This window comes from Gemmatimonas groenlandica (assembly GCF_013004105.1).
GTDB lineage: Bacteria > Gemmatimonadota > Gemmatimonadetes > Gemmatimonadales > Gemmatimonadaceae > Gemmatimonas > Gemmatimonas groenlandica.
This window is the reverse complement of sequence record NZ_CP053085.1, coordinates 1,931,113-1,949,975: the sequence shown is the minus strand read 5'-3', so window position 1 is coordinate 1,949,975 and position 18,863 is coordinate 1,931,113. Positions and strand designations below refer to the sequence as shown.

General features: G+C 65.5%; 16 protein-coding genes. 4 read left to right on the top strand and 12 right to left on the bottom strand.

The window, feature by feature from the left end; translation table 11 throughout:
• Positions 1 to 4: 4 nt before the first annotated feature.
• Complete coding sequence (locus HKW67_RS08235; protein WP_171224924.1) at positions 5 to 2,590, bottom strand: S9 family peptidase; 2,586 nt, start codon at positions 2,588 to 2,590, stop codon at positions 5 to 7.
• A gap of 99 nt (positions 2,591 to 2,689) precedes the next feature.
• Between HKW67_RS08235 and HKW67_RS08230 the strand changes: the two genes are divergently transcribed.
• Entirely contained in the window at positions 2,690 to 3,538 is an 849-nt protein-coding gene (locus HKW67_RS08230) for a sugar phosphate isomerase/epimerase family protein (RefSeq protein WP_171224923.1), read from the top strand.
• A gap of 142 nt (positions 3,539 to 3,680) precedes the next feature.
• On the opposite strand, the gene HKW67_RS08225 is transcribed toward HKW67_RS08230, so the two are convergent.
• Genes HKW67_RS08225 through HKW67_RS08210 form a run of 4 tightly spaced genes read right to left on the bottom strand, consistent with a single transcriptional unit; the run spans position 3,681 to position 7,440 of the window.
• The gene (locus HKW67_RS08225) at positions 3,681 to 4,973 is read right to left on the bottom strand and encodes a pyridoxal phosphate-dependent aminotransferase (RefSeq protein WP_171224922.1); all 1,293 of its coding nucleotides are present in this window, start codon (positions 4,971 to 4,973) and stop codon (positions 3,681 to 3,683) included.
• A gap of 47 nt (positions 4,974 to 5,020) precedes the next feature.
• On the bottom strand, positions 5,021 to 6,610 hold the full coding sequence (locus tag HKW67_RS08220; RefSeq protein WP_171224921.1) for an SDR family NAD(P)-dependent oxidoreductase: 1,590 nt from the start codon (positions 6,608 to 6,610) through the stop codon (positions 5,021 to 5,023).
• 19 nt (positions 6,611 to 6,629) lie between these two features.
• Positions 6,630 to 6,941 (bottom strand): hypothetical protein, encoded by a 312-nt coding sequence (locus tag HKW67_RS08215; RefSeq protein ID WP_171224920.1) that lies wholly within the window; start codon positions 6,939 to 6,941, stop codon positions 6,630 to 6,632.
• 19 nt (positions 6,942 to 6,960) lie between these two features.
• Positions 6,961 to 7,440, bottom strand: a complete 480-nt coding sequence (locus HKW67_RS08210) for a hypothetical protein (protein WP_171224919.1) — start codon at positions 7,438 to 7,440, stop codon at positions 6,961 to 6,963.
• A gap of 56 nt (positions 7,441 to 7,496) precedes the next feature.
• On the opposite strand from HKW67_RS08210, the gene HKW67_RS08205 reads away from it, so the two are divergent.
• Together HKW67_RS08205 and HKW67_RS08200 are read left to right on the top strand one after the other, a co-directional pair.
• Entirely contained in the window at positions 7,497 to 8,357 is an 861-nt protein-coding gene (locus HKW67_RS08205) for an acyl-CoA thioesterase (RefSeq protein ID WP_171224918.1), read from the top strand.
• Positions 8,358 to 8,366: 9 nt separating this feature from the next.
• Positions 8,367 to 8,969, top strand: a complete 603-nt coding sequence (locus HKW67_RS08200) for a YdeI/OmpD-associated family protein (RefSeq protein WP_171224917.1) — start codon at positions 8,367 to 8,369, stop codon at positions 8,967 to 8,969.
• A 14-nt stretch (positions 8,970 to 8,983) separates the two neighbouring features.
• Here HKW67_RS08200 and HKW67_RS08195 read toward each other — a convergent pair whose 3' ends face one another.
• The 7 genes from HKW67_RS08195 to HKW67_RS08160 all read right to left on the bottom strand — a co-directional run bounded on the left by HKW67_RS08195 (position 8,984) and on the right by HKW67_RS08160 (position 16,699).
• The gene (locus HKW67_RS08195) at positions 8,984 to 10,015 is read right to left on the bottom strand and encodes an alpha/beta hydrolase (RefSeq protein WP_171224916.1); all 1,032 of its coding nucleotides are present in this window, start codon (positions 10,013 to 10,015) and stop codon (positions 8,984 to 8,986) included.
• A complete protein-coding gene (locus HKW67_RS08190) occupies positions 10,012 to 11,412 on the bottom strand; it encodes a TldD/PmbA family protein (RefSeq protein ID WP_171224915.1) in 1,401 nt (466 codons plus the stop codon). The genes HKW67_RS08195 and HKW67_RS08190 overlap by 4 nt, the downstream gene beginning before the upstream one ends.
• Positions 11,409 to 13,025, bottom strand: a complete 1,617-nt coding sequence (locus tag HKW67_RS08185) for a TldD/PmbA family protein (protein ID WP_171224914.1) — start codon at positions 13,023 to 13,025, stop codon at positions 11,409 to 11,411. The genes HKW67_RS08190 and HKW67_RS08185 overlap by 4 nt, the downstream gene beginning before the upstream one ends.
• Positions 13,026 to 13,076: 51 nt before the next feature.
• Positions 13,077 to 13,934 (bottom strand): dienelactone hydrolase family protein, encoded by an 858-nt coding sequence (locus HKW67_RS08180; protein WP_171224913.1) that lies wholly within the window; start codon positions 13,932 to 13,934, stop codon positions 13,077 to 13,079.
• 290 nt (positions 13,935 to 14,224) lie between these two features.
• Positions 14,225 to 15,316, bottom strand: a complete 1,092-nt coding sequence (locus tag HKW67_RS22280) for a GNAT family N-acetyltransferase (protein WP_206044648.1) — start codon at positions 15,314 to 15,316, stop codon at positions 14,225 to 14,227.
• On the bottom strand, positions 15,306 to 16,298 hold the full coding sequence (locus tag HKW67_RS08165; protein WP_171224912.1) for a threonine ammonia-lyase: 993 nt from the start codon (positions 16,296 to 16,298) through the stop codon (positions 15,306 to 15,308). Before HKW67_RS08165 ends, HKW67_RS22280 begins: the two co-directional genes overlap by 11 nt.
• Before the next feature lie 59 nt (positions 16,299 to 16,357).
• Complete coding sequence (locus tag HKW67_RS08160) at positions 16,358 to 16,699, bottom strand: hypothetical protein (RefSeq protein ID WP_171224911.1); 342 nt, start codon at positions 16,697 to 16,699, stop codon at positions 16,358 to 16,360.
• Positions 16,700 to 16,758: 59 nt separating this feature from the next.
• Here HKW67_RS08160 and ppk1 point away from each other — a divergent pair, with 59 nt between their 5' ends.
• Entirely contained in the window at positions 16,759 to 18,783 is a 2,025-nt protein-coding gene (gene ppk1, locus HKW67_RS08155; protein ID WP_171224910.1) for a polyphosphate kinase 1, read from the top strand.
• Positions 18,784 to 18,863: the final 80 nt, after the last annotated feature.

Sequence of the window (18,863 nt, the reverse complement as noted above, 5' to 3'; positions counted from 1 at the left end):
AAACTTACGGAACGAGCGCCGCCTTGGCTTGCGCCGGCTTCGGGTTCTTCACGTACGTGTCCATCCACGCCACCCAACGCGCCCACAGATCGAGGTCGCTGGCATAGGTAGCCACGCTGTGATCTTCGTACGGATACATGTACAGCGCGGCCTGCTTGCCGAGTCCTTGGAGGGCGAGGAACATGCGACGCGAGCTGATCGGATCGGTGCCCTGATTCTGATCTTCGATCGCGTGGTACATGAGCAGCGCGCCCGAGATCTTGTCGGCCCGCAGGAACGGCGACATGTCGAGGTACGTGTCCTGCGCCTGATAGAAATTGCGACGCTCGCTCTGGAAGCCGAACGGCGTGAGCGTGCGGTTGTACATGCCGTCGCCGGCAATGCCCGCCTTGAAGTTCGGCATGAGCGTGAGCGCATTGACTGTGCTGAAGGCGCCGTAGCTGTGTCCGCCGATGCCCATCTTGTCGCGATCGACGAAGCCGGCGTCGACCACCGCATCGAGCACGGCGTCGAGGTTTTCCTTGAGGTCGCGCGTGTAGTTGTCGTTCATCTTGCCGGCGTCGCCGAAGATCGGGATATCGGGTTCGATGAACGCGTAGCCCTGACTCACCCACAGCTTGGTGGCGGTGGCGGGACGCGCCGAGGGCACTTCGGGGAACTTGTTGATGTTCGTGACGTAGCGCGAGCGCTCGTAGTCCTGCGCGCTGCTGAACTCGCGCGGATAGAACCAGATCACGCCGGGGAGCTTCGTGCCCGGCTTCCAGTCGCGCGGCACCGTCACTTCCACCCAGAACTTGGTGCCGTCGCGCGGACGCGTGACTTCGAGGCGCTTGAACTGCGCACCGGTCACTTCGGGAGCCACGTCGAGATTGGTCGTGAGCTTCTTGGCGTCGGTGCTGCCGGCCGCACGCAGCCAGGCGTCGGTAATCGTGGTGTTCGACTCGCGCGTCACGATGAACTGCGAGACGTCATCATCGAGCGGCGCAACGAACTCTTCGTACATGTTCGCCGGGCTGTCCATGACGCGCGTACGGGTCTTCGACTCGATATCGAGCTTGTCCACCCACGGACGCGGCGCCTGCGTGGCCCACTTGGCGCCATACGCCCGGGTGCCGGAAAGTGCGATCGACTTGCCGTCCTTCGACATGATCACGTAGCGACGTCCACCGGCGGAGGTGCGCAGCAGCACGGCGCCCTGCGTGGAGTCGGCGGCGCCGCGCGCGGCACCACCGCCGCCACCGAAGCCAGCAATCGCGGCGGGCAGCGTGACGGTGCGACCGAGGTTGTAGCGCTTGGAGGTGTCCTTCACGCGCACGGCGATCGTCGCTCCGCTGTCGGTGACGAACATCGTGCTGCTGTCACTGCTGTACATCACCGTGCCCAACTGCGCGCTGCCCCGATAGAGCACCGTGGTGTCGTTGGCGCCGAACGGCGCGCGCCACTGCACGATCTTGCCGGTCTGCACGTACAGCAGGCCGGTGCCGATCGGATTCCACTGGATGTGTCGCTTGGCGCTGTCGGCGCCGAGTCCGCGGCGGGCGGCACCGGGCGCACCGGGAGCGGCCGTGGGGTCGCCGTTGTCGGCCGGTGCCCCTTCCCGCAGCGCCGTCGTGGCGAGCGTCGTGATCACTTTTCCGCTGGCGTCCCACAGCTCTTCCACTGAGCCGAAGGCCGAGACCGGCACCAGATACGAGTACGGCTCCGTCATGCGCGTCACGCGCACGAAGGCTCCATCAGAGGACGCGTCGATATCGCGAATCGTGGCCGGCGCACCAATCGCGCGCACCGACTTGCTGTTCACGTCGATGAGGGCGAGCTGCCCTTTGGTGTAATAGGTGAGCTGGGCCTTGTCATGCGGATCCTGCAGCAAGCTGAAATGCACGGGCTGCGGCACGGCGCGGGCGTCGGTGAGCCGCACCTGCGGGCCGTCTTCGATGCCGCCGTCGCCATGCTCCGGGGCCGCGCCACGATTCTCGGGCACCAGCACCGCCGCGATGTAGCGACCGTCGGCGGTGAACTCGATGGTGGTGACGAGTGTGGCCAGCAGCGCACGACGCGACAGCTGCGCCGACTTGCCGCTCGCCACATCGGCCACGTACACGTACGAGCCGGTCGGGAAGTTCGCGATGTACGCCACCTGCGTACCGCGTGGTGACCACACCGGTGACGAGATCGATGCACCGGCGGGCACGCTGATGGCGCGCGTGATGCCCGTTTTCGGATCGACGAGGGTGAGGCCGTTGCGATTGCTGGTGGTCAGCGACCGCGCGCGATTGGCGCGCGTATCGACCTGCACGCCACCAAGCCAGATGTGCGGTGCGCCGTATGCCTTGATGTCGCCGCGGTCGCTGCCCGTCGCGCGCAGGAACCAGCGACGATCGGGACTCGCATTCGTGAAGGAGATATCGACGCGCGGCGTCGTGATCATCCGCACGAGATTCTCGGGCGGCTTCACGAACGATTCGGTGCGCAGGATCTGCTGCGCATCCCAACCGGCGTTGGAATTCTGCGCGTTCAGGATCGCGGGTGCCGCGAAAATAGCGGCGGTGGCCAGACGGGACGCGACCCGTCGGGGGGACATCACAAACATGCTCGACTCCGGAGGTGGGAGAGACTCTCGCAAAGTTTACGCGCCCGCACGGTCGCGCGTTCAGCTTTTCGCCGGTAACCTCAAGGCATGACGAATCCGATGCCCCGTCGATCCTTCCTCGCCGCCCTTGGGGCGGGTGCCCTCGGCACTGGTGCTCTCCTCGCCCGTAACGCCTCCGCGGCTCCCGCCGCTCGGTTGGACCGCATTGGCCTCGAGCTGTACGCGGTACGGAAGGCGATGAAGGAGAACCCGGAGAAGACGCTCGCCGCGATTCGCGCCATCGGCTACACCGACGTCGAGCTGCTCTGGAGCTTCAAGAACTTCGATCGCTCGACGGCCCAGGTGAAGGCGGCGCTCAAAGCCGAAGGCCTCACTGCCACCTCGGCCCACATGGCCCCGGAAACGCTCCTCAGCGAGTGGTCCGAGAGTCTGCGCACGGCGAAGACGCTCGGGCATCAGTACTTGGTGGTGCCGAGCCTGCCCAGTGAAACGAAGCGGTCGATCAACGCCTGGAAGATTTGGGCCGACCGTTTCAACGCGGCAGGAGAAGAGGCCCGCCGCGCCGGCATCTGGCTGGCGTTCCACAACGAGCCGGATCACCTGCGAAAGGTCGAGGGAGAGATTCCGCTCGACGTGTTCTTGGCGCGCACGGAGCTCAAGTTCGTGCGCTTCCAACTCGACGTCGGCAACATGCTGATGGGCGGCGGCGATCCGATGGACTACTTGAACCGCTACAAGGACCGCATCGGGTCGTTCCACCTGAAGAACGTGGTGGCGGACCGCTCCAAAGACACGGAGCTCGGCGCGGGCACGTTTGATCTGCGCGCGTTCCTGGCCGCCGTGCCGGAGCTGGCCAAGAAGCCGTGTTTCGTCGAGCAGGAAGGGGCGGCCGATGAATTGGCGAGTGCGAAGACGAACTTCGAGTATCTGCGCGGGTTGAGCTTTTAACAGCATTCGCAACAACTGGTTCACGCGAAGGGCGCGAAGGGCCGCGAAGGCACGCGAAGAAAAACAAAAATGCTGTTCTTCGCGTCTCTTCGCGGCCCTTCGCGTGCTTCGCGTGAACCTTTTGCTGTTTGTTCGTTGCCGCCTACGCGTCGCCGGCGCGCGCGACCATCGACTTGATCCGCTCCACGGCGGTCGTGACGCTCGCTTCGTCGGGACCGAAGGAGAAGCGCAGATACTGACGGAACCGTGACGTGTGGTCGGCGCGACGCTTACCGGGGTTGATGTCGAAGAAGCTGCCCGGCACGGTGATCACGTGCTCGTTCAACGCGGCCTCGAAGAACGCGTCACCCTCGTTCAGCGGCGCCGGCAGTGCGGCGACGCTGGCCCACACGTAGAAGCCGCCTTCGGGCTCGTGCTCCACCGTGAGGCCGGCGGAGCGCAGGCCGTCCACCAGCAAGCGACGCTTCTTCGCGAATGCTTCGTGAATGGCGATCACTTCCAGACGCGCGCGCGCCGGCTCCAGGAGTTCGCAGGCGGCATCCTGCAGCGGACGATTGCCGCCGCCGTCGAGGAAGCTGCCGGCGCTGGTGGCCGCGTCGATCACACTGGCGGGACCGACGATCCAGCTCAGACGCCAGCCGGGGCAACGCCAGCCCTTCGTAAGCCCGTCGAGGATCACGACGGGATCCACATTCACATCGTCCACATACTCGGCCGCGCTCACCGTTGTGCCTGAGACGAGCGCTTCATCCCACAGGTAGTGCGAGTAGAACTCGTCGAGAATCAGCGTGCACTTGAGGTCACGCGCCTCGTGCACGGCCGACGCCAACGCACTGCCGCGCAACACACGGCCGGTGGGGTTACTCGGATTCGACATGAGCAGCGCGCCGAGTCCGCGGCCCGTGATCTCGCGGCGCAGATCGCGCGTGGAGAGCGAGTAGCCGGTCTCTGGCTCAAGCAGCAGCGGAATGGCGCTGAACGAGCCGAAGATCTCGAGCAGCTCTTCATAGGCCGTGTAGTCGGGCAGCACGTGGCCCAGATTCACGTTGCCGAGTGACGCCACCACACGCGTGAGCGACGAGCGGCCACCACCGCAGATGCACACGTTCTCGGGGCCGTACTGCGAGGCTTTCCCTACGCGATAGCGCGCGTTGTACAGGTTCGCGACCGCGCGTCGCAACGCTTCCATGCCCCCCACGGGCGCGTATTCGTAATCGTCCGATGAGATGTGCACGTCGGCCGGACGCGGCGGTGAATGCGGTAGCGGGCCCGTTTCCGGTTGGCCCTGACCCAGATTGCACCAATCCGTGCTGCCGGGGCGAAAGCCCAGTTGGCGCGCACGATCCATCACGTAAATGACGCCCGTGTGCGGCACGGGGCGGAATCCCGGAATGGCGGGACGATCGATCGGAAACGACTGGGTGGGTTCGGCCATTCGGGAAATCTAGCCGAATGGCCGATGGCGTTGGATGCTCCCGAGGCCTACCAGTCCGTGGGCGTGTAGTCTTTGAGGAACTTGCCCCACACATGCTCGCCGGTGTTGATGCCGTCGATGATCGGATCGACGATGCGGGCAGCGCCGTCCACGATGTCGAGCGGCGGATGGAAGCGATGTTCGGCCACCTTCTTTTCCGCAATGTGGACGGGATCTTCGTCGGTCACCCAACCGGTGTCCACAGCGTTCATGTGGATGCCGTCGGACTCGTAGTCCGCCGCCGAGGTGCGCGTCATCATGTTGAGCGCGGCCTTGGCCATGTTCGTGTGTGGGTGACGTGTCGTTTTGAACTTCCGATAGAACTGGCCTTCTACCGCCGACACGTTCACGATGTGCTTGTCCCGATCCGGCGTGCGCAGCATGAGCGGCTTGAGCCGCGCGTTGAGCAGGAACGGCGCGATCGCGTTCACCAGCTGCACCTCGAGCAACTCCACGCTCGGGACTTCATGCATCAGCAACCGCCACGAATTGCGGTCGCGCAGGTCGACCTGCTGCATGTCCTGATCGAGCTTGCCCTCGGGGAAGAGGTGGCCACGATCGGTATGCTCCTCCGGCAACAGCGCCACCTGCGACAGCTCGGCGGCGTGCGTAATGCCCGCCACCTCGGCCAACGCGCGCGGCAGATTCTTCGGCGTCAGCATCTCGCCGTCTTCGGCGTCGGTGGAGCCCGGCAGCATGTGATACCCACGCACGCCTTCGTAGGCGCCGAGCAGCTTGCGCACCTGATCGGGCATGCTGCTGAGGGCGGCCGTCTCGCCCTCCATCATGTGCTTGTAGAAGTCGGGCGGACGACGCACCGTCTGACAGGCATTATTCACGATGAAGTCGAGACGATCGTGCGTTTCCATAAGGTGATGACAGAACGCTTCGACGCTGGGCGTGTGGCGCAAGTCGAGCCCGAAGATCTCGAGCCGATGCGACCACTGCTCGAAATCGGGCTCGGCGGCGTATCGTGCGGCGGAGTCACGCGGGAAGCGCGTGGTCACGATGAGATGCGCGCCCGACCGGAGCAGCTTGATGCCGGCCTGATAGCCGATCTTCACGCGGCCACCCGTGAGCAGGGCGGTACGCCCCGAGAGGTCGGCCAACTCACCGCGCTTACGGTAGTTGAACTCGGCGCACGTGGGGCAGAGCTGATCGTAAAAGTGGTGCAGCACGGTGAAGTCGCGCTTGCACACGTAGCAATGCTGCTCTTCGAGCGCTTCGCGGAAGTCGGGATCGGACTCGACCGTGGTTTGCTCGTCGGAGGCCGGCAGCAGATAGTTCGGCGTGGTGAACACCGTCTGACGGCGCAGGCGGCGGATGCCGGTTTCCTGTAGCTGCGACTCCGCCTCTTGCGTCCGGATCGTCCTCTCGACGCGCTTCTTCCGCTTGGTGGCCTTGACCATCTGGCGACGCAGGATGGCATCAGGGCGCGACACTTCGCCGGCGGCCTTGAGCAGGCGATTGCGATCGTCGTCGGAGATATGGAGCAGATCGGCCCGGTTCACGGCGAACTGTTCGAGCAGCTCGGTCGCGGCACGAACACGCTCGGACAGGCTGAGACTGGCTTCCACGGAGTCAGGACTTTGGGACATAGCCCTGAAAGCTAATCGGTCATTCGTCGTGAAAGGCGGGTCCGGGGTGAGTTGGCAGCCGCCAGTAGTACCAATGAGCGATCCGGTCCCACCCTTCCGCCTCCTCGTTTTCCACCCCCCAGACGCACTCTCCAGAGGGGAACGTGACCTCCTGGAAGCGGGCGTCGAGGGCCGCCAAGCGTTCCCGGGCGTCGTAGGGCAGAGGGGCGTCGTCGAGGGCCCGCCGGACGTCCAGGTCGTTGAGGTAGTCCTCGTACGTGAGCGCGTAGCCGTGCTCCACGTCATCCACCGTACGGGCCCACTGCTCCAGCAGCTGCTCGGCGCTGATCATGATGTCGTCTGAACCGGGTTCACGAGCGGGGGGAGCGCCGGGCCTGCCGACGGAAGTAGGCCTCCCCGTCGTTGGGCTTGAAGAAGGTGCGGATGGTGCCGTCCGGGTCGGCGGCCAGAAACGCACCGCTGCCTTTGTCAAAGCGGGAGACTACCCCGTCGGACTGCCGCACGACCTCGAGGATGTCGCCGCCCACGGGCGCGTCGCGCAACTGCTGCGCCAGCTGCAGGTACTGGGCCTGCGAGACGCTTCCGAACTCTCGCCCGTGCTTTTCGTAGTGCTCCACCAGGCGCGCCGACGAGCGGAAGCCGATCGGGCGGAAGCCGACGGGGTTGGTCTCGGACGATTGCTGGTTGATCGGTGCCGTTGCGGGAACGGACGCCGGCGCCGAAGCCGGCGTAGGCAGGGTCGGCGGCGATGCCCCCTTGGTGCGGGCCAGCGACCAGGCAGCGACGGCACAGACCAATGCCAACAGGAATGAGCGGAGCGCGCGATTCATGCGCCCATGCTACCGCCGCGTCGCGTCGGCCACAACTCGCGCCCATATTCCACCGCATGAGCGTCGTCAAAGAACTGCTGTCGTTACTCGAGCTCGAGAAACTCGAGGTCAACATCTATCGCGGCCAGAACCGCGATCTCGGCACTGGCCGTGTGTTTGGCGGACAGGTCTTCGCGCAGGCGCTGGTGGCCGCACGACGCACCGTGGATGAGCCGCGCGAGGCGCACTCGGTGCATGGCTACTTTCTGCGCGCCGGCGATCTCAAGGCCCCCATCGTGTTCTTTGTAGATCGCCCTCGGGACGGTGGCAGCTTTACCAGCCGTCGGGTCACGGCGATTCAGCATGGCGAGGCCATCTTTCATTTGTCGGCCTCGTTCCACGTGCACATCGACGGGCTCGAGCATCAGAGCGAAATGCCCGAGGTACCGCCGCCCGAAGATCTGATGCCGGAACTCGACCAGATTCGCGAGCGCGCCGAGGTGCTGCCGCCAGAGCTGCGCACGGTGCTCACGCAGGATCGTCCGATCGACTTCCGCTCGTTCACGTCACATGTACCGGGCACCGACGAATCGCGCGGAGCGAAGCGCTTCGTGTGGTTCCGAGTGATCGATACGCTCCCCGACGACGCGATCACGCATCAGGCGATTCTCGCGTACGCGTCGGACTACGGCTTTCTGCCAACGGCGCTGTTGCCGCATCAGGTGTCGTATCGCGACCCGCGGCTCCAGCTCGCCTCGCTGGACCATACGATCTGGATGCACCGCCCGTTCCGGGCCGACGAGTGGTTGCTGTACAGCATGGACAGCACAGCGGCCGCTGGCGCGCGCGGCTTCGTGCGCGGCGAGATTTTCACGCAGGATGGTACGCTGGTGGCGTCGGTGGCACAGGAAGGGCTGATCAGGCTCCGCGATCACTGAGGATTCCCCATGAGTTCACGCGATCCCCGCATCGATGCATACATCGCGAAGTCGGCGCCTTTTGCCCAGCCGATTCTCGAACACATTCGCGAGATCGTACACGAGGCGTGTCCCGAGGTGGAGGAAACGATGAAGTGGAGTTTCCCGCACTTCGATTACCATGGCATGATGTGCAGCACGGCGTCGTTCAAGGCGCACTGTGCACTCAACTTCTGGCTCGGTCGTCAGGTGCTGGGCGAGGAGATGACCGACGAGGCGATGGGGCAGTTCGGGCGAATCACGAGCATCAAGGATCTGCCGAACAAGACGACGCTCAAGAAGTACATCAAAAAGGCGATGGCGCTCAATGACGCCGGCGTGAAGCTCGCGCGACCCGCCGCGAAGAAGGGCGCTGCGCCCAAGCCGGTGGTCGTGCCGCCAGAGCTGGCGAAGGCACTGGCTCGTGATAAAGCGGCCAAGGCGGCTTTCGACGCGTTCAGCCCCTCGCACCGCCGCGAGTACTGCGAGTGGATCGCCGAAGCGAAACGCGACGAAACGAAAGCCAAGCGCGTGGAGCAGGCGATCGAGATGCTGGCCGAGGGCAAAGCGCGGAACTGGAAATACGGCGCGTAGTCCCGCGGCGGCAACTACGGGCGCACGAACGCCACGATGCGATCGCGGAACGTGGCCGTCTGGCTGGGCGACACGATGCGGCCGGCGATCACGTGCCCATCTTCGCCAGTGGTCGGAATGACCACCACACGCTGCGCTTTCACCGTCCCTTCGGCGTCGAGGGCATCGAGCCATGTCGTGGTGCGCTTCGCGTCGACGACGTTGTCGCCTTCGTTGTAGAACGCGAGCGTGGGCACGTCATAGCCGCTCAGTGCCGCGTCGCGCACATGCTCGACGAGCGCCTGCATCGGGAAGAGCGCCGCCGACGGATAGCGCATCGTCCAGAAGCGCTTCTGTTCGTCATTCTTCGCGGTCCATTCGCGCTGCGGAATGAAACGCGGCAGCACGACCTCGGCCCAGGGCAGCGTGAGCAAGCCGGCGTCGGGATCTTTCGGACCGAAGTTTGGTGAGATGAGCACGAGCGCGTGCAGTCCCTCACGCACGGGCTTGGGCAGCGTGGCCAGCCACACGCCGAGCGTGCCGCCGGTGCTGGTGCCGATCACGAGTACCGAGTCGCCAAGCCGACGCGCCACGTCGAGCGAGAAGGCGGCATCGCCCATCCAGTCGCGTGCCTGGACGTGACCCAAGGAATCGCCAGGCAGCCCGTGGCCGCGGAGTCGCGTTTCGTACAGGTTGGCTCCGAGCGCGCGCGCCACTTCTTCGCTGAGCGGAGACGTTTCCTGTCGTGTGGCGGAGAAGCCGTGAAGATAGACCACACTCCACGCGGTCTTCGACGGGTGCACGCTGTCGGCGAACATCACGCGCTTCGCGACGTCGGGATCGGTGACGCCCGCCGCGCGCTCCTGCGTTGCAAACCACTGCGGGAACTCAGCGATGCTGTCGGGAAGCGCTGACGCGACCACGTGCATCGTGGCCGCGTACGGACTCGTGTCCGTCCATTCCACGCTGGGGCGCGGACCCGAAAGGAAGATCGTGCCCAGCAAGAACAGCCCCACGGCGAAGCGCACCGCCCGTTTTGTGCGGCGCGCCGCGCGCGGGTCGATCATACCGCGTCCGACGAGCTGGAAAAGTTGAAATCGCGCACCTTGATGGGCGGCATCGCGACGCCCGGCCCACCTTCACCGCCGGCCGTACGCACCGCGGCTCCCACGCCTTCGAGGTTATTCAGCATAAACAGCGGGGAGTCGTTGAAGCGGAAGTTCTTGATCGAACGCGCGATCTTGCCGTTCTCGATCAGGAAGGTGCCATCGCGCGTGAGTCCCGTGTACATGAGCGTGCGCGCGTCGAGCGGACGCAGATACCACAGCCGCGTGACCAGTACACCGCGCGTGGTGCTGGCAATCATCGACTCGATGGAGTCCTTGCCACTGGCCATGCGCAGCGACTGCGCACCGCCGGTGGCCGTCTTGCCCTGCTTGTTGGCCCAGAACCGATTGTACGCCAGCTGATTGAGCACGCCGTTCTGCACCCACGTCTGCTTGCCCGTGGGCATGCCTTCGCCATCGAACGGCGAGCCAAGAATGAGTGCGTCGCCCGGGTCGCTGATGAGCGTGACGCGTTCATCCACGATCTTTTCACCGAGGCGCGTGCCGCCACCGGCCTTCGAGAATGCCGAGCGTCCTTCGTCGGCGGAACGGGCCTGAAAGGCGCCGCCCATCAGACTGACGAGATTGGCCGTGGCCTCGGGCTCGAAGATCACGGTATAGCGACCGGGCTCGATGCCCACTGGATTGCGCGAGCGACGCGCCTTGTCGATGGCACGGTCGGCCACCGACTGGAAGTCGATGGCGCTCCAGTCGGTGCTCTCACTGCCCACCCAGCCCGAGCCCGTACCGTCCGTGGTGCGCGCGGTGAGCGTGTAGTTGGCACTCGTGCCGCGATGATACGCAAACAGACCGGCGCTGTTGCCGATCGCGCTCGCGCTGGCGTTGCAGATGATGAAGCCCGCCACAGTGAGATCTTTCGCCGCGCGCGCCGGTGCGAGGGCTGTCATCGCGGCCTTGGCCCGGTCTTCCGCCGACAGATCGGCGGTGCGATCGAACCACGCGTTCACGGGTGCGTACGTTTGCGGCGGCAGCTCACCGAGATACTCGGGGTCTTCCGGGGCTAATCGGGCCAATGCTTCCGACTGTTCGACCGCACGACGGAGTCCTTCGTCGCTGCGATCGTTGGTGACCACACTCGCCTTGCGCTTGCCGAACACGCTCTGAATCCGGATCGTGCTGTTGGTCGTCACGCCCGACGTCGACATCTGATTGTCGGCGAAGCGTAGATTCGTTTCGCGCGAGCTGTTCACCGAGACGCGCACGGCGTCCGCCTTGGACAACTTCACGGCGCGCTCGACGATCGCCTGCGCCTGTTCGCGCGAAAGCACGCCGATCGCAGCCATGGCTTTCGTGTCGCTTATGCTATCGCGCATGGTGTCGCTCGAGGACTCGCTCATACCGTGCGTCCCGTGTTGATGATGTTCGCGTTCTTGAAGCGCGTCGGCGGGCAGCCGTGGCTCACGGCATTCGCCTGTCCGGGCTGGCCCTTGCCGTCGTTGAAGGTGCCGCCGAACTCGTAGCTGCTCTTGCCGCCGAGCATGTCGAGCGTGTTCCAGAAGTCGGGCGTGCGCATCTGGTATGCGGCGTCCTTCACCTGGCCCACGATCTTGCCCTTGCGCACTTCGTAGCAGAGCTGCGCGCCGAACTGCGCGTTGTAACGCTGCTGATCGATCGAGTACGACGCACGCCCGATCATGGCGATGCCCTTGTCGGTGGCGGCGATGAGATCATCCCAGCTGAGGTCCTTGGCCCCAGGCTGCAGCGACACATTCGGCATGCGCTGGAACTGCACGTCGGCCCAGCTCTGCGCGTACGAGCAGCCGTGCGAGCGCACCGGCTTGCCGTTCTTGGCGTACCACGACGACAGCCACGGCGCCTGTTCGCGCGTGGTCTGGTAGTCGTTGAGAATACCGTCTTTCACGATGTGGAAGGTGTCGGGTTGCACGCCGTCATCGTCGTAGCCGATCGTGGCGAGCGCGCCGACTTCGTTGCGATTGCCCACGAGGTTCATCATGGGCGGTCCGAGCTTGAGCGAGCCGAGCACTTTCTCCGGCGGTGCCATGAAGCTGGTGCCGGCGTAGTTGGCTTCGTAGCCCATGGCGCGATCGAGTTCGGTGGGGTGCGCGAGCGATTCGTGAATCGTGAGGAACAGCTGCGACGGATGCAGAATGAGATCGTAGCGGCCCGGTTCCACCGGCTTGGCCGTGAGCTTCTCGGCGGCTTCCTCACCCCACTTGGTGGCGTTCTTCACGATGTCGGCTTCGAGCACGTATTCCCAGCCGCGACCGGCCGGCTGCACCACTTCGGGGCCCCGCACGGCCGTGCCGGAGCGATCAGGCGCGACGGCGGTGCAGCTCATGGTGACCCAGCTGCGCACGTAGTCCTGCGTGATCACCGAGCCGTCGGTGTTCGCGTAGTTGCGCTCTTCCTTCACGAACGAGAGACCGGAGTTCACGAAGCGCACGTTGGGCACTTTCAGTGCCTCGGCGTTGGCGCGCAGAAGCAGATCAGCCTTGGTTTCCACCGGCACGGTGAAGGGGTCGATCTGATAGGCGCTGCGCCACGTGGCGTTCGGATGCGCCGGCGAGGGTGCGAGTTCGACGCGACGGTCGCGCGCAATGCGATTGGCCTTGGCAATGGCCACCGCTTCCTGCGCGGCCGTACCGACGCCTTCCTTGGTGAGCTCCTGCGTCGCGCAGAATCCCCAGCAGCCATCAACCAGCACGCGCACACCACAACCCATCGTGTCGGTGTCGACGACGTCGGTGACTTGGCGTTCGCGCGTTTGGATGCTGTTGTTGCGATTGCGCGAGATGCGCACGTCGGCCCATGAGGCGCCGTAGCGTTTGGCGGCGTCGAGCGCCTCCATCATGAGTTCGCGTGTGGCCGCGTCGGTGTAGAGCGCGGGGAGCGGCTTGAATCCGGGCAGTGCCCGCAGAGCGCTGGGACCGATCGCCAGCGCGCCGAGTGCGGCGCCGCCGGTGACGAGAAAATCGCGACGAGTAGTCATGTCACGAATGTATCGCCACCGACGGATCAGGTCACGCGTGGGCCGTGCGAGCTACTTCAGGTTGGCCTTGAAGAAGCCCACGGTCTTGGCGAACGCATCTTCGGCCGCCGCCTTGTCGTACGCTTGGCCGGTCGGGTTGGCGAACGCGTGATTGGCGTTCTCGTACACGTTGATGGTGACCTTGCGGCCGCCCCTCTTCATGGCTGCTTCCATCGCGCGCACGCTATCGAGCGGGATGCCGGTGTCCTTGCCACCGAACAGGCCCAGCACCGGCGCCTTGAGACGCGCGAGCTGCGCCGGATCGGTGATCGGTGCACCGTAGTACATCACGACCGCGTCGAGGTTGGCGCCGCCCACGAGGCCGGTGCGGAGCGACCAGTGACCGCCGTAGCAGTAGCCCACCGAGCCGACCGACGTCGCGCCGGCCTTCTTGAGGTACGTGATGGCCTCACCGAGGTTCTTCTCACCACCAGCAATATCCGCCATACCCGCCTGGTACAGCTTCATTGCGGCATCGGGCGTGGTGGCAACCGATCCGAACAGATCGACGGCGAGCACGGTGTAGCCTTCACCGGCGTAACGCTTGGCCATGGCTTGGATGCCTTCGTTCAGGCCCCACCACTCGTGCACCATGATGATCGCCTTGCCCGTCTTGGCGCCGGCGGCCGGCTTGGCGAGGAAGCCCTTGATGGCCTTCCCGTTGATGGTGGCGTAGGTCACCGTCTCGCCCACGACATCGAGGCGCGGCGCGATGCGGGCGCCGGCGGATGCGGTCGGGGTCTCGTTCATGTGCTCGCGGTGCATGGCCGCGGCGTAGTCGGGCTGCGTGGTCTGCGCGCCGGCGGCGGTGACAGAGAAGAGCAGGGCAACGCCGGCGGCGAGGCGGGCGGTGTGTGCGGAAGCGTTCATGGATTGGGTTTGGTGTCGGAAAGGAACGGATTGCTTGGGCAGAACATGCCTCAGTAATGAAACACTGCTTTGAGCTCTCCGGTTTCCGGCTGGGCCGATTGTAATTCGAACGGTTCGCGGTGCCTTCGAAAGCTCCGTAACAACCGGAACACGGAGGCCACCGATCGCACCGAACGATCACAGATAAACAAAAGGCGCTGTTTGCTTATCTGTGGCAGCTTCGGTGCGATCGGTGGCCTCCGTGTTCTGGCTGTTGCCGTTGCCATTGCCGTTGCCGTTGCTGTCGAGCCCTACGCGATCCCTTTCGTCATCGGAATCAGCGGCAGTGTCGTCCCGTCGGGCATGGGATAGTCCACTCCCACGTCAGGCACGAACCCCAGCGCCCGATAGAGTGGCTCACCTGGCAGCGTCGACATCAGCGACAGCGAGGTAAATCCCGCGCGTCGCGCGGCGGCACTGCAGACGCGCAAGAGGCGCTTGGCGTAGCCGCGCCGGGCGTGGTCGGGGTGTACGTAGAACGCACGGATCCGCGCCGGTGACGTGGTGGGGTTCAGGCGTCCCTCGCCGCGGTTATGGAACTGGTCGCCGCCGAACAGGGTCTGGTGATCGCTCCAGCCACCGCCGGCCACGATCTCGCCGTGCTGCTCGAGTACGAAGTAGCTGCGATCGTGAATGAGACTCGAGTCGACGCCGAACACGTACGCCAGCGACGACGCGATCTGCGCGTCGGTGTAGTACCCCGCCGCCAACCGGCGTACCGACGCGTCGATCAACGCGGTCAGTGCCGCGACGTCGCTGTAGCGGGCGACCCGACACTGCGGCGCCGCGGCCATCTCCTCTACGGCGCGCCAGCCCTCGGGCCACGGGCCGAAGCCGGCGTCGGCGTTGATGTGCCCGGCCTCGCCGAGATCCCACAGCTTGCTGCCCCACGCCGCGGCGTACTGCTCGGCCTGGGCGAACGTCACGTACTCGTCGTTGCGGCTGGCCACGACGGTGCTGGGGAAGGGCAGCGCGTGCAGAGGCACGGGGGCGAATCCGGTGGGCCCACTCGGATACGCCGGCGCGAGGGGGTCGCTGGGCGCGACCAGCAGCGCGCCACGCACCCGCATGATGAGCGTCAGCGGCGCCTCGCGCGCCCAGTGCGCGAGCATGGCGCAGGCGCTGCTGTGGGCGACCAGCACGACATCGTGTGCGGTCTCCTGCATCACCTGCGTGAGTCGTGCGACCCAGTCGACGCAGCGCGGCGCCGCCCACTCCTGTTGCACCACGCGTTCAACGGGAAGGGCAGTGGCGTGGGCTTGCCACAGCGATTGCCAATGCGCCGGCCCCGAGTCGTACAGCCCGGGGAGCAGCAGGATCACGGGTGCGGCGTCAGACGACACCGATCGCTCGCGCCAGCATCGCCGGATCGATGTTGCCGCCGGTGACCACCACCATCGTCGTGCGCCCTTTCGTCTCGAGCTTGCCCGACAGCAGCGCGGCCAGCGCGGCGGCGCCGCCCGGCTCCACCACCAACTTGAGTTCGCGCACGGCGAAGGCGATGGCCGCGAGCACCTCGTCGTCGGTCACCGTGAGACCAGCGCCGACACGGGGCTGATTGATCGAGAACGTGAATTCACCGGGCATCTCGGTCACGATCGCGTCGCAGATGGAGCGCTTGCCGGGCTCGTTCGCCACGCGATGGCCCAGCCGCAACGAACGTGCGGTGTCGTCGAACTCCGCCGGCTCGCACGGATGCACCACGGTGTTTGGCGACACTGCGGCAGCGGCGAGCGCCGAGCCAGCGGTGAGGCCGCCGCCGCCGCAGCACACCAGTAGCGTCTCGGGTGTGTAACCCATCGCTGCGGCCTGAGTAAGCGCCTCGAGCGCCAACGTGCCCTGTCCGGCCACGATGTGCGGATCTTCGAAGGGCGGCACGATCGTCAGGCCATGTTCCTGCGCGATCGCACCGCCAATGGCAACGCGGTCTTCGGTATAGCGGTCGTACAGCACCACCTCACCACCGAAGGCGCGCGTGCGTTCGATTTTTAGCGCCGGCGCATCCTGCGGCATGATGATCACGGAGCGCATGCCGAGCAGGGTGGCACTGTACGCGACCGCCTGCGCGTGATTCCCAGACGAATAGGCCACCACACCACGCGAGCGTTCGTCGTCGGTGAGTTGCAGCAGGCGATTCAGCGCGCCGCGCAGTTTGAACGACCCGGTATGTTGCAGCACTTCGGCCTTGAGCAGCACGCGACCACCCGCGCGCGCATTGAGGGCCGGCGAGGTCAGGAGCGGCGTGATCTGCGCGTGCGGAGCGATGCGCGTGGCGGCGGCGCGGATTTCGTCGATCGTCGGGACTGCGGGGAGCGTCGTGGGCATCCTGAATAATCCACCGCGGCACGCACGACCGAAAGACGCGTGGCCGGCCCGCGCCGTCGCTAGAAGACCAGCGCGCGCTTGGCCGCACGCCGACGGCGCTCGCTGCCACAGGTGATCGCCCGCTCGAATCGCGTGCGTGGTCGCAGCACGTAGCCATCCGCCAAGCCGGAATCGACCGCGGTGCGGGCGGCCAGATACTGCGCCGGGCAGGGCGCCCATAGCGCGTCGTCCATCGCCGTGGCCACCGGTGTGGGAATACCGGTGAACACCCACAGCATGGCGATGAACATCACCGCCAGCGCGAACACCGCCACGAGCCGTCCGATCCGCCGGATGCGCCGCGGCGTCGGGTCCCCGGGGCGCGGCTCGAAGTGCATGGGAAGATCGGATTGGTCGGGCATGCTGCAATATGGCTGCGTAGACTGTAGCTTCGCTCAGATCACCGCCGTGCACGGCTTCATTGCCCACCATTTCATCCGACGACGTGGAGATCGACCTCGAACTGAGTCTCCTGGCCTTTCAGAGCCGGGTTCTCGCGTTGGCCGAAGATCCCGCCGTGCCGCTACTCGAGCGGCTTCGCTTTCTGGGCATCGTCACCGGCAACATTGATGAGCTGTACATGGTGCGTATGGCGGAACTGCGCCGTGCGGCGATCGACGAGCCGGGGCCGGCCACGGAGCGGCTGCTCACAGTAGAGCGGGGCCTCGAGGAGCTCATCGCGCGTCAGTCGCGTTGCGCGACGGACTGTCTGCGCGCGGCGGAGTGGGTAGGCGTGCGACTGCTGTCCTGGCAGGAGCTGACCATCGACGAGCAGCATGTATTGCGCGTGCAGTATCTCGAAGAAATCCAGCCCGACCTGCGGCCGCTGGCGATCACGCTCAGTCCCGGGCATCCGCTGCCGCACCTACCGCACCTCGGGCTGTTTCTCGCCGTGCTGTTTCGCATGGCCCCGGGTGAGCGCCTGCGATTGGCCGAACACGACTTGCCGAGTGACATGCCGCGGCTGCTGGCAGTGCCGGATCGGGCGGGCGCGGTAATCGCCATCGAGGAAGTGCTGCGCGCCAATGCGCACCTGCTGCATCCGGGCACGATGGTCGAGAGCGCGTATCTCTTCCGCGTGACGCGCGGCGGCGATCTCCCGATCATGGACGATGAGACCGGCAGCCTGCTCGGCGCCGTCGCGTTGGCGACCGAGCGACGCGTGCACAACCCGGCCGTACGCGTAGAAGTCGAGCGCAGCATGCCCGACTCGGTCGGTGCGCTGATCCTCGAGACGCTGCGCCGTGAGGCGATCGGGCGCGACATGGAGCTCACCGTGGACTCGGTGCAGCCGGTGGACGGGCTGCTCGATCTGCGCTGTTTGCAGTCGCTGCCGTTGCCGGATGATCCATCGCTCGAATTTCCCCCGATGCCGACGAAGCAGGTGGTTGGCGACCGCTCCATGTTCGCCCTGCTGCGCGAAGACGACCTGTTGTTGCACCATCCCTTCGAATCCTTCGACGACAGCGTCGTGCGATTTTTTCAACAGGCGGCCGACGACGCCGATGTGACGGCGATCAAAGCCACGTTGTATCGCGTAGGGAATCCATCGCCGATCGTGGACGCGCTGGTGAAGGCCGCGAAAGCGGGGAAGCGCGTGGCGGTGGTGGTGGAACTGAAAGCACGCTTCGACGAAGAGCACAACGTGCAATGGTCGCGCGCGCTCGAGGCGGCTGGCGTGGACGTGACCTACGGCATCGCGGGTCTCAAAGTGCACGCCAAAGTCGCGATGGTCACGCGGGTCGAGCACGGCGCGACGGTGCGGTACGTCCACGTCGGCACCGGCAACTACAATCCGCGATCGGGACGGCAGTATACCGACCTCAGTCTGTTCTCGGCGCGCGCCGAGCTCGCCGATGCCATGGACGTGCTGTTCGCCGGTCTGACCGAGCGGCATGCGCCGCCGGCTGCCCTTCCGCATGGTGCTCTGGTGGCCCCACATCAATTGCTGAAAGGCTTGTTGGAACACATCGAACGTGAGATCCAGCATGCCAGAACGGGGAAGCCCGCGCGCATCACGATCAAGATCAACGGTCTCGGGGATCGCGAAATGGTGCAGGCCTTCGAGCGGGCATCACAGGCCGGCGTGCAGGTTGATCTGATCGTTCGCGGCATCTGTATTCTGCGGCCCGGCGTTCCCGGCGTGTCGGACCGCATCAGGGTGACGTCGATCGTGGGGCGCCTGCTCGAGCATTCGCGCATCTACCGGTTCGAGAATGGAGGGAGTCCGGAGTATCTCATTGGGTCATCGGACCTGCGCTCACGCAATCTCCGTCGGCGCGTCGAGGTGCTCGTTCCGGTGCCCGGAGCGACATTTCAGTCACGGCTCGATGCGATTCTCGACGCCTATTTGCGGGACGGCACCGCGTGGGAGTTACAGGACCACGGAGAGTACCGACAGGCGGATGATCGCCGCGCACCCGCCGCGCAGCTGGCGCTGGCGTGAGCATCGATCCTCGGCGACACGGTAGGGGAAGCGACATCGCCCATTCAGGGTTACCTTAGCCAAGACGTCGCGACGCTGCG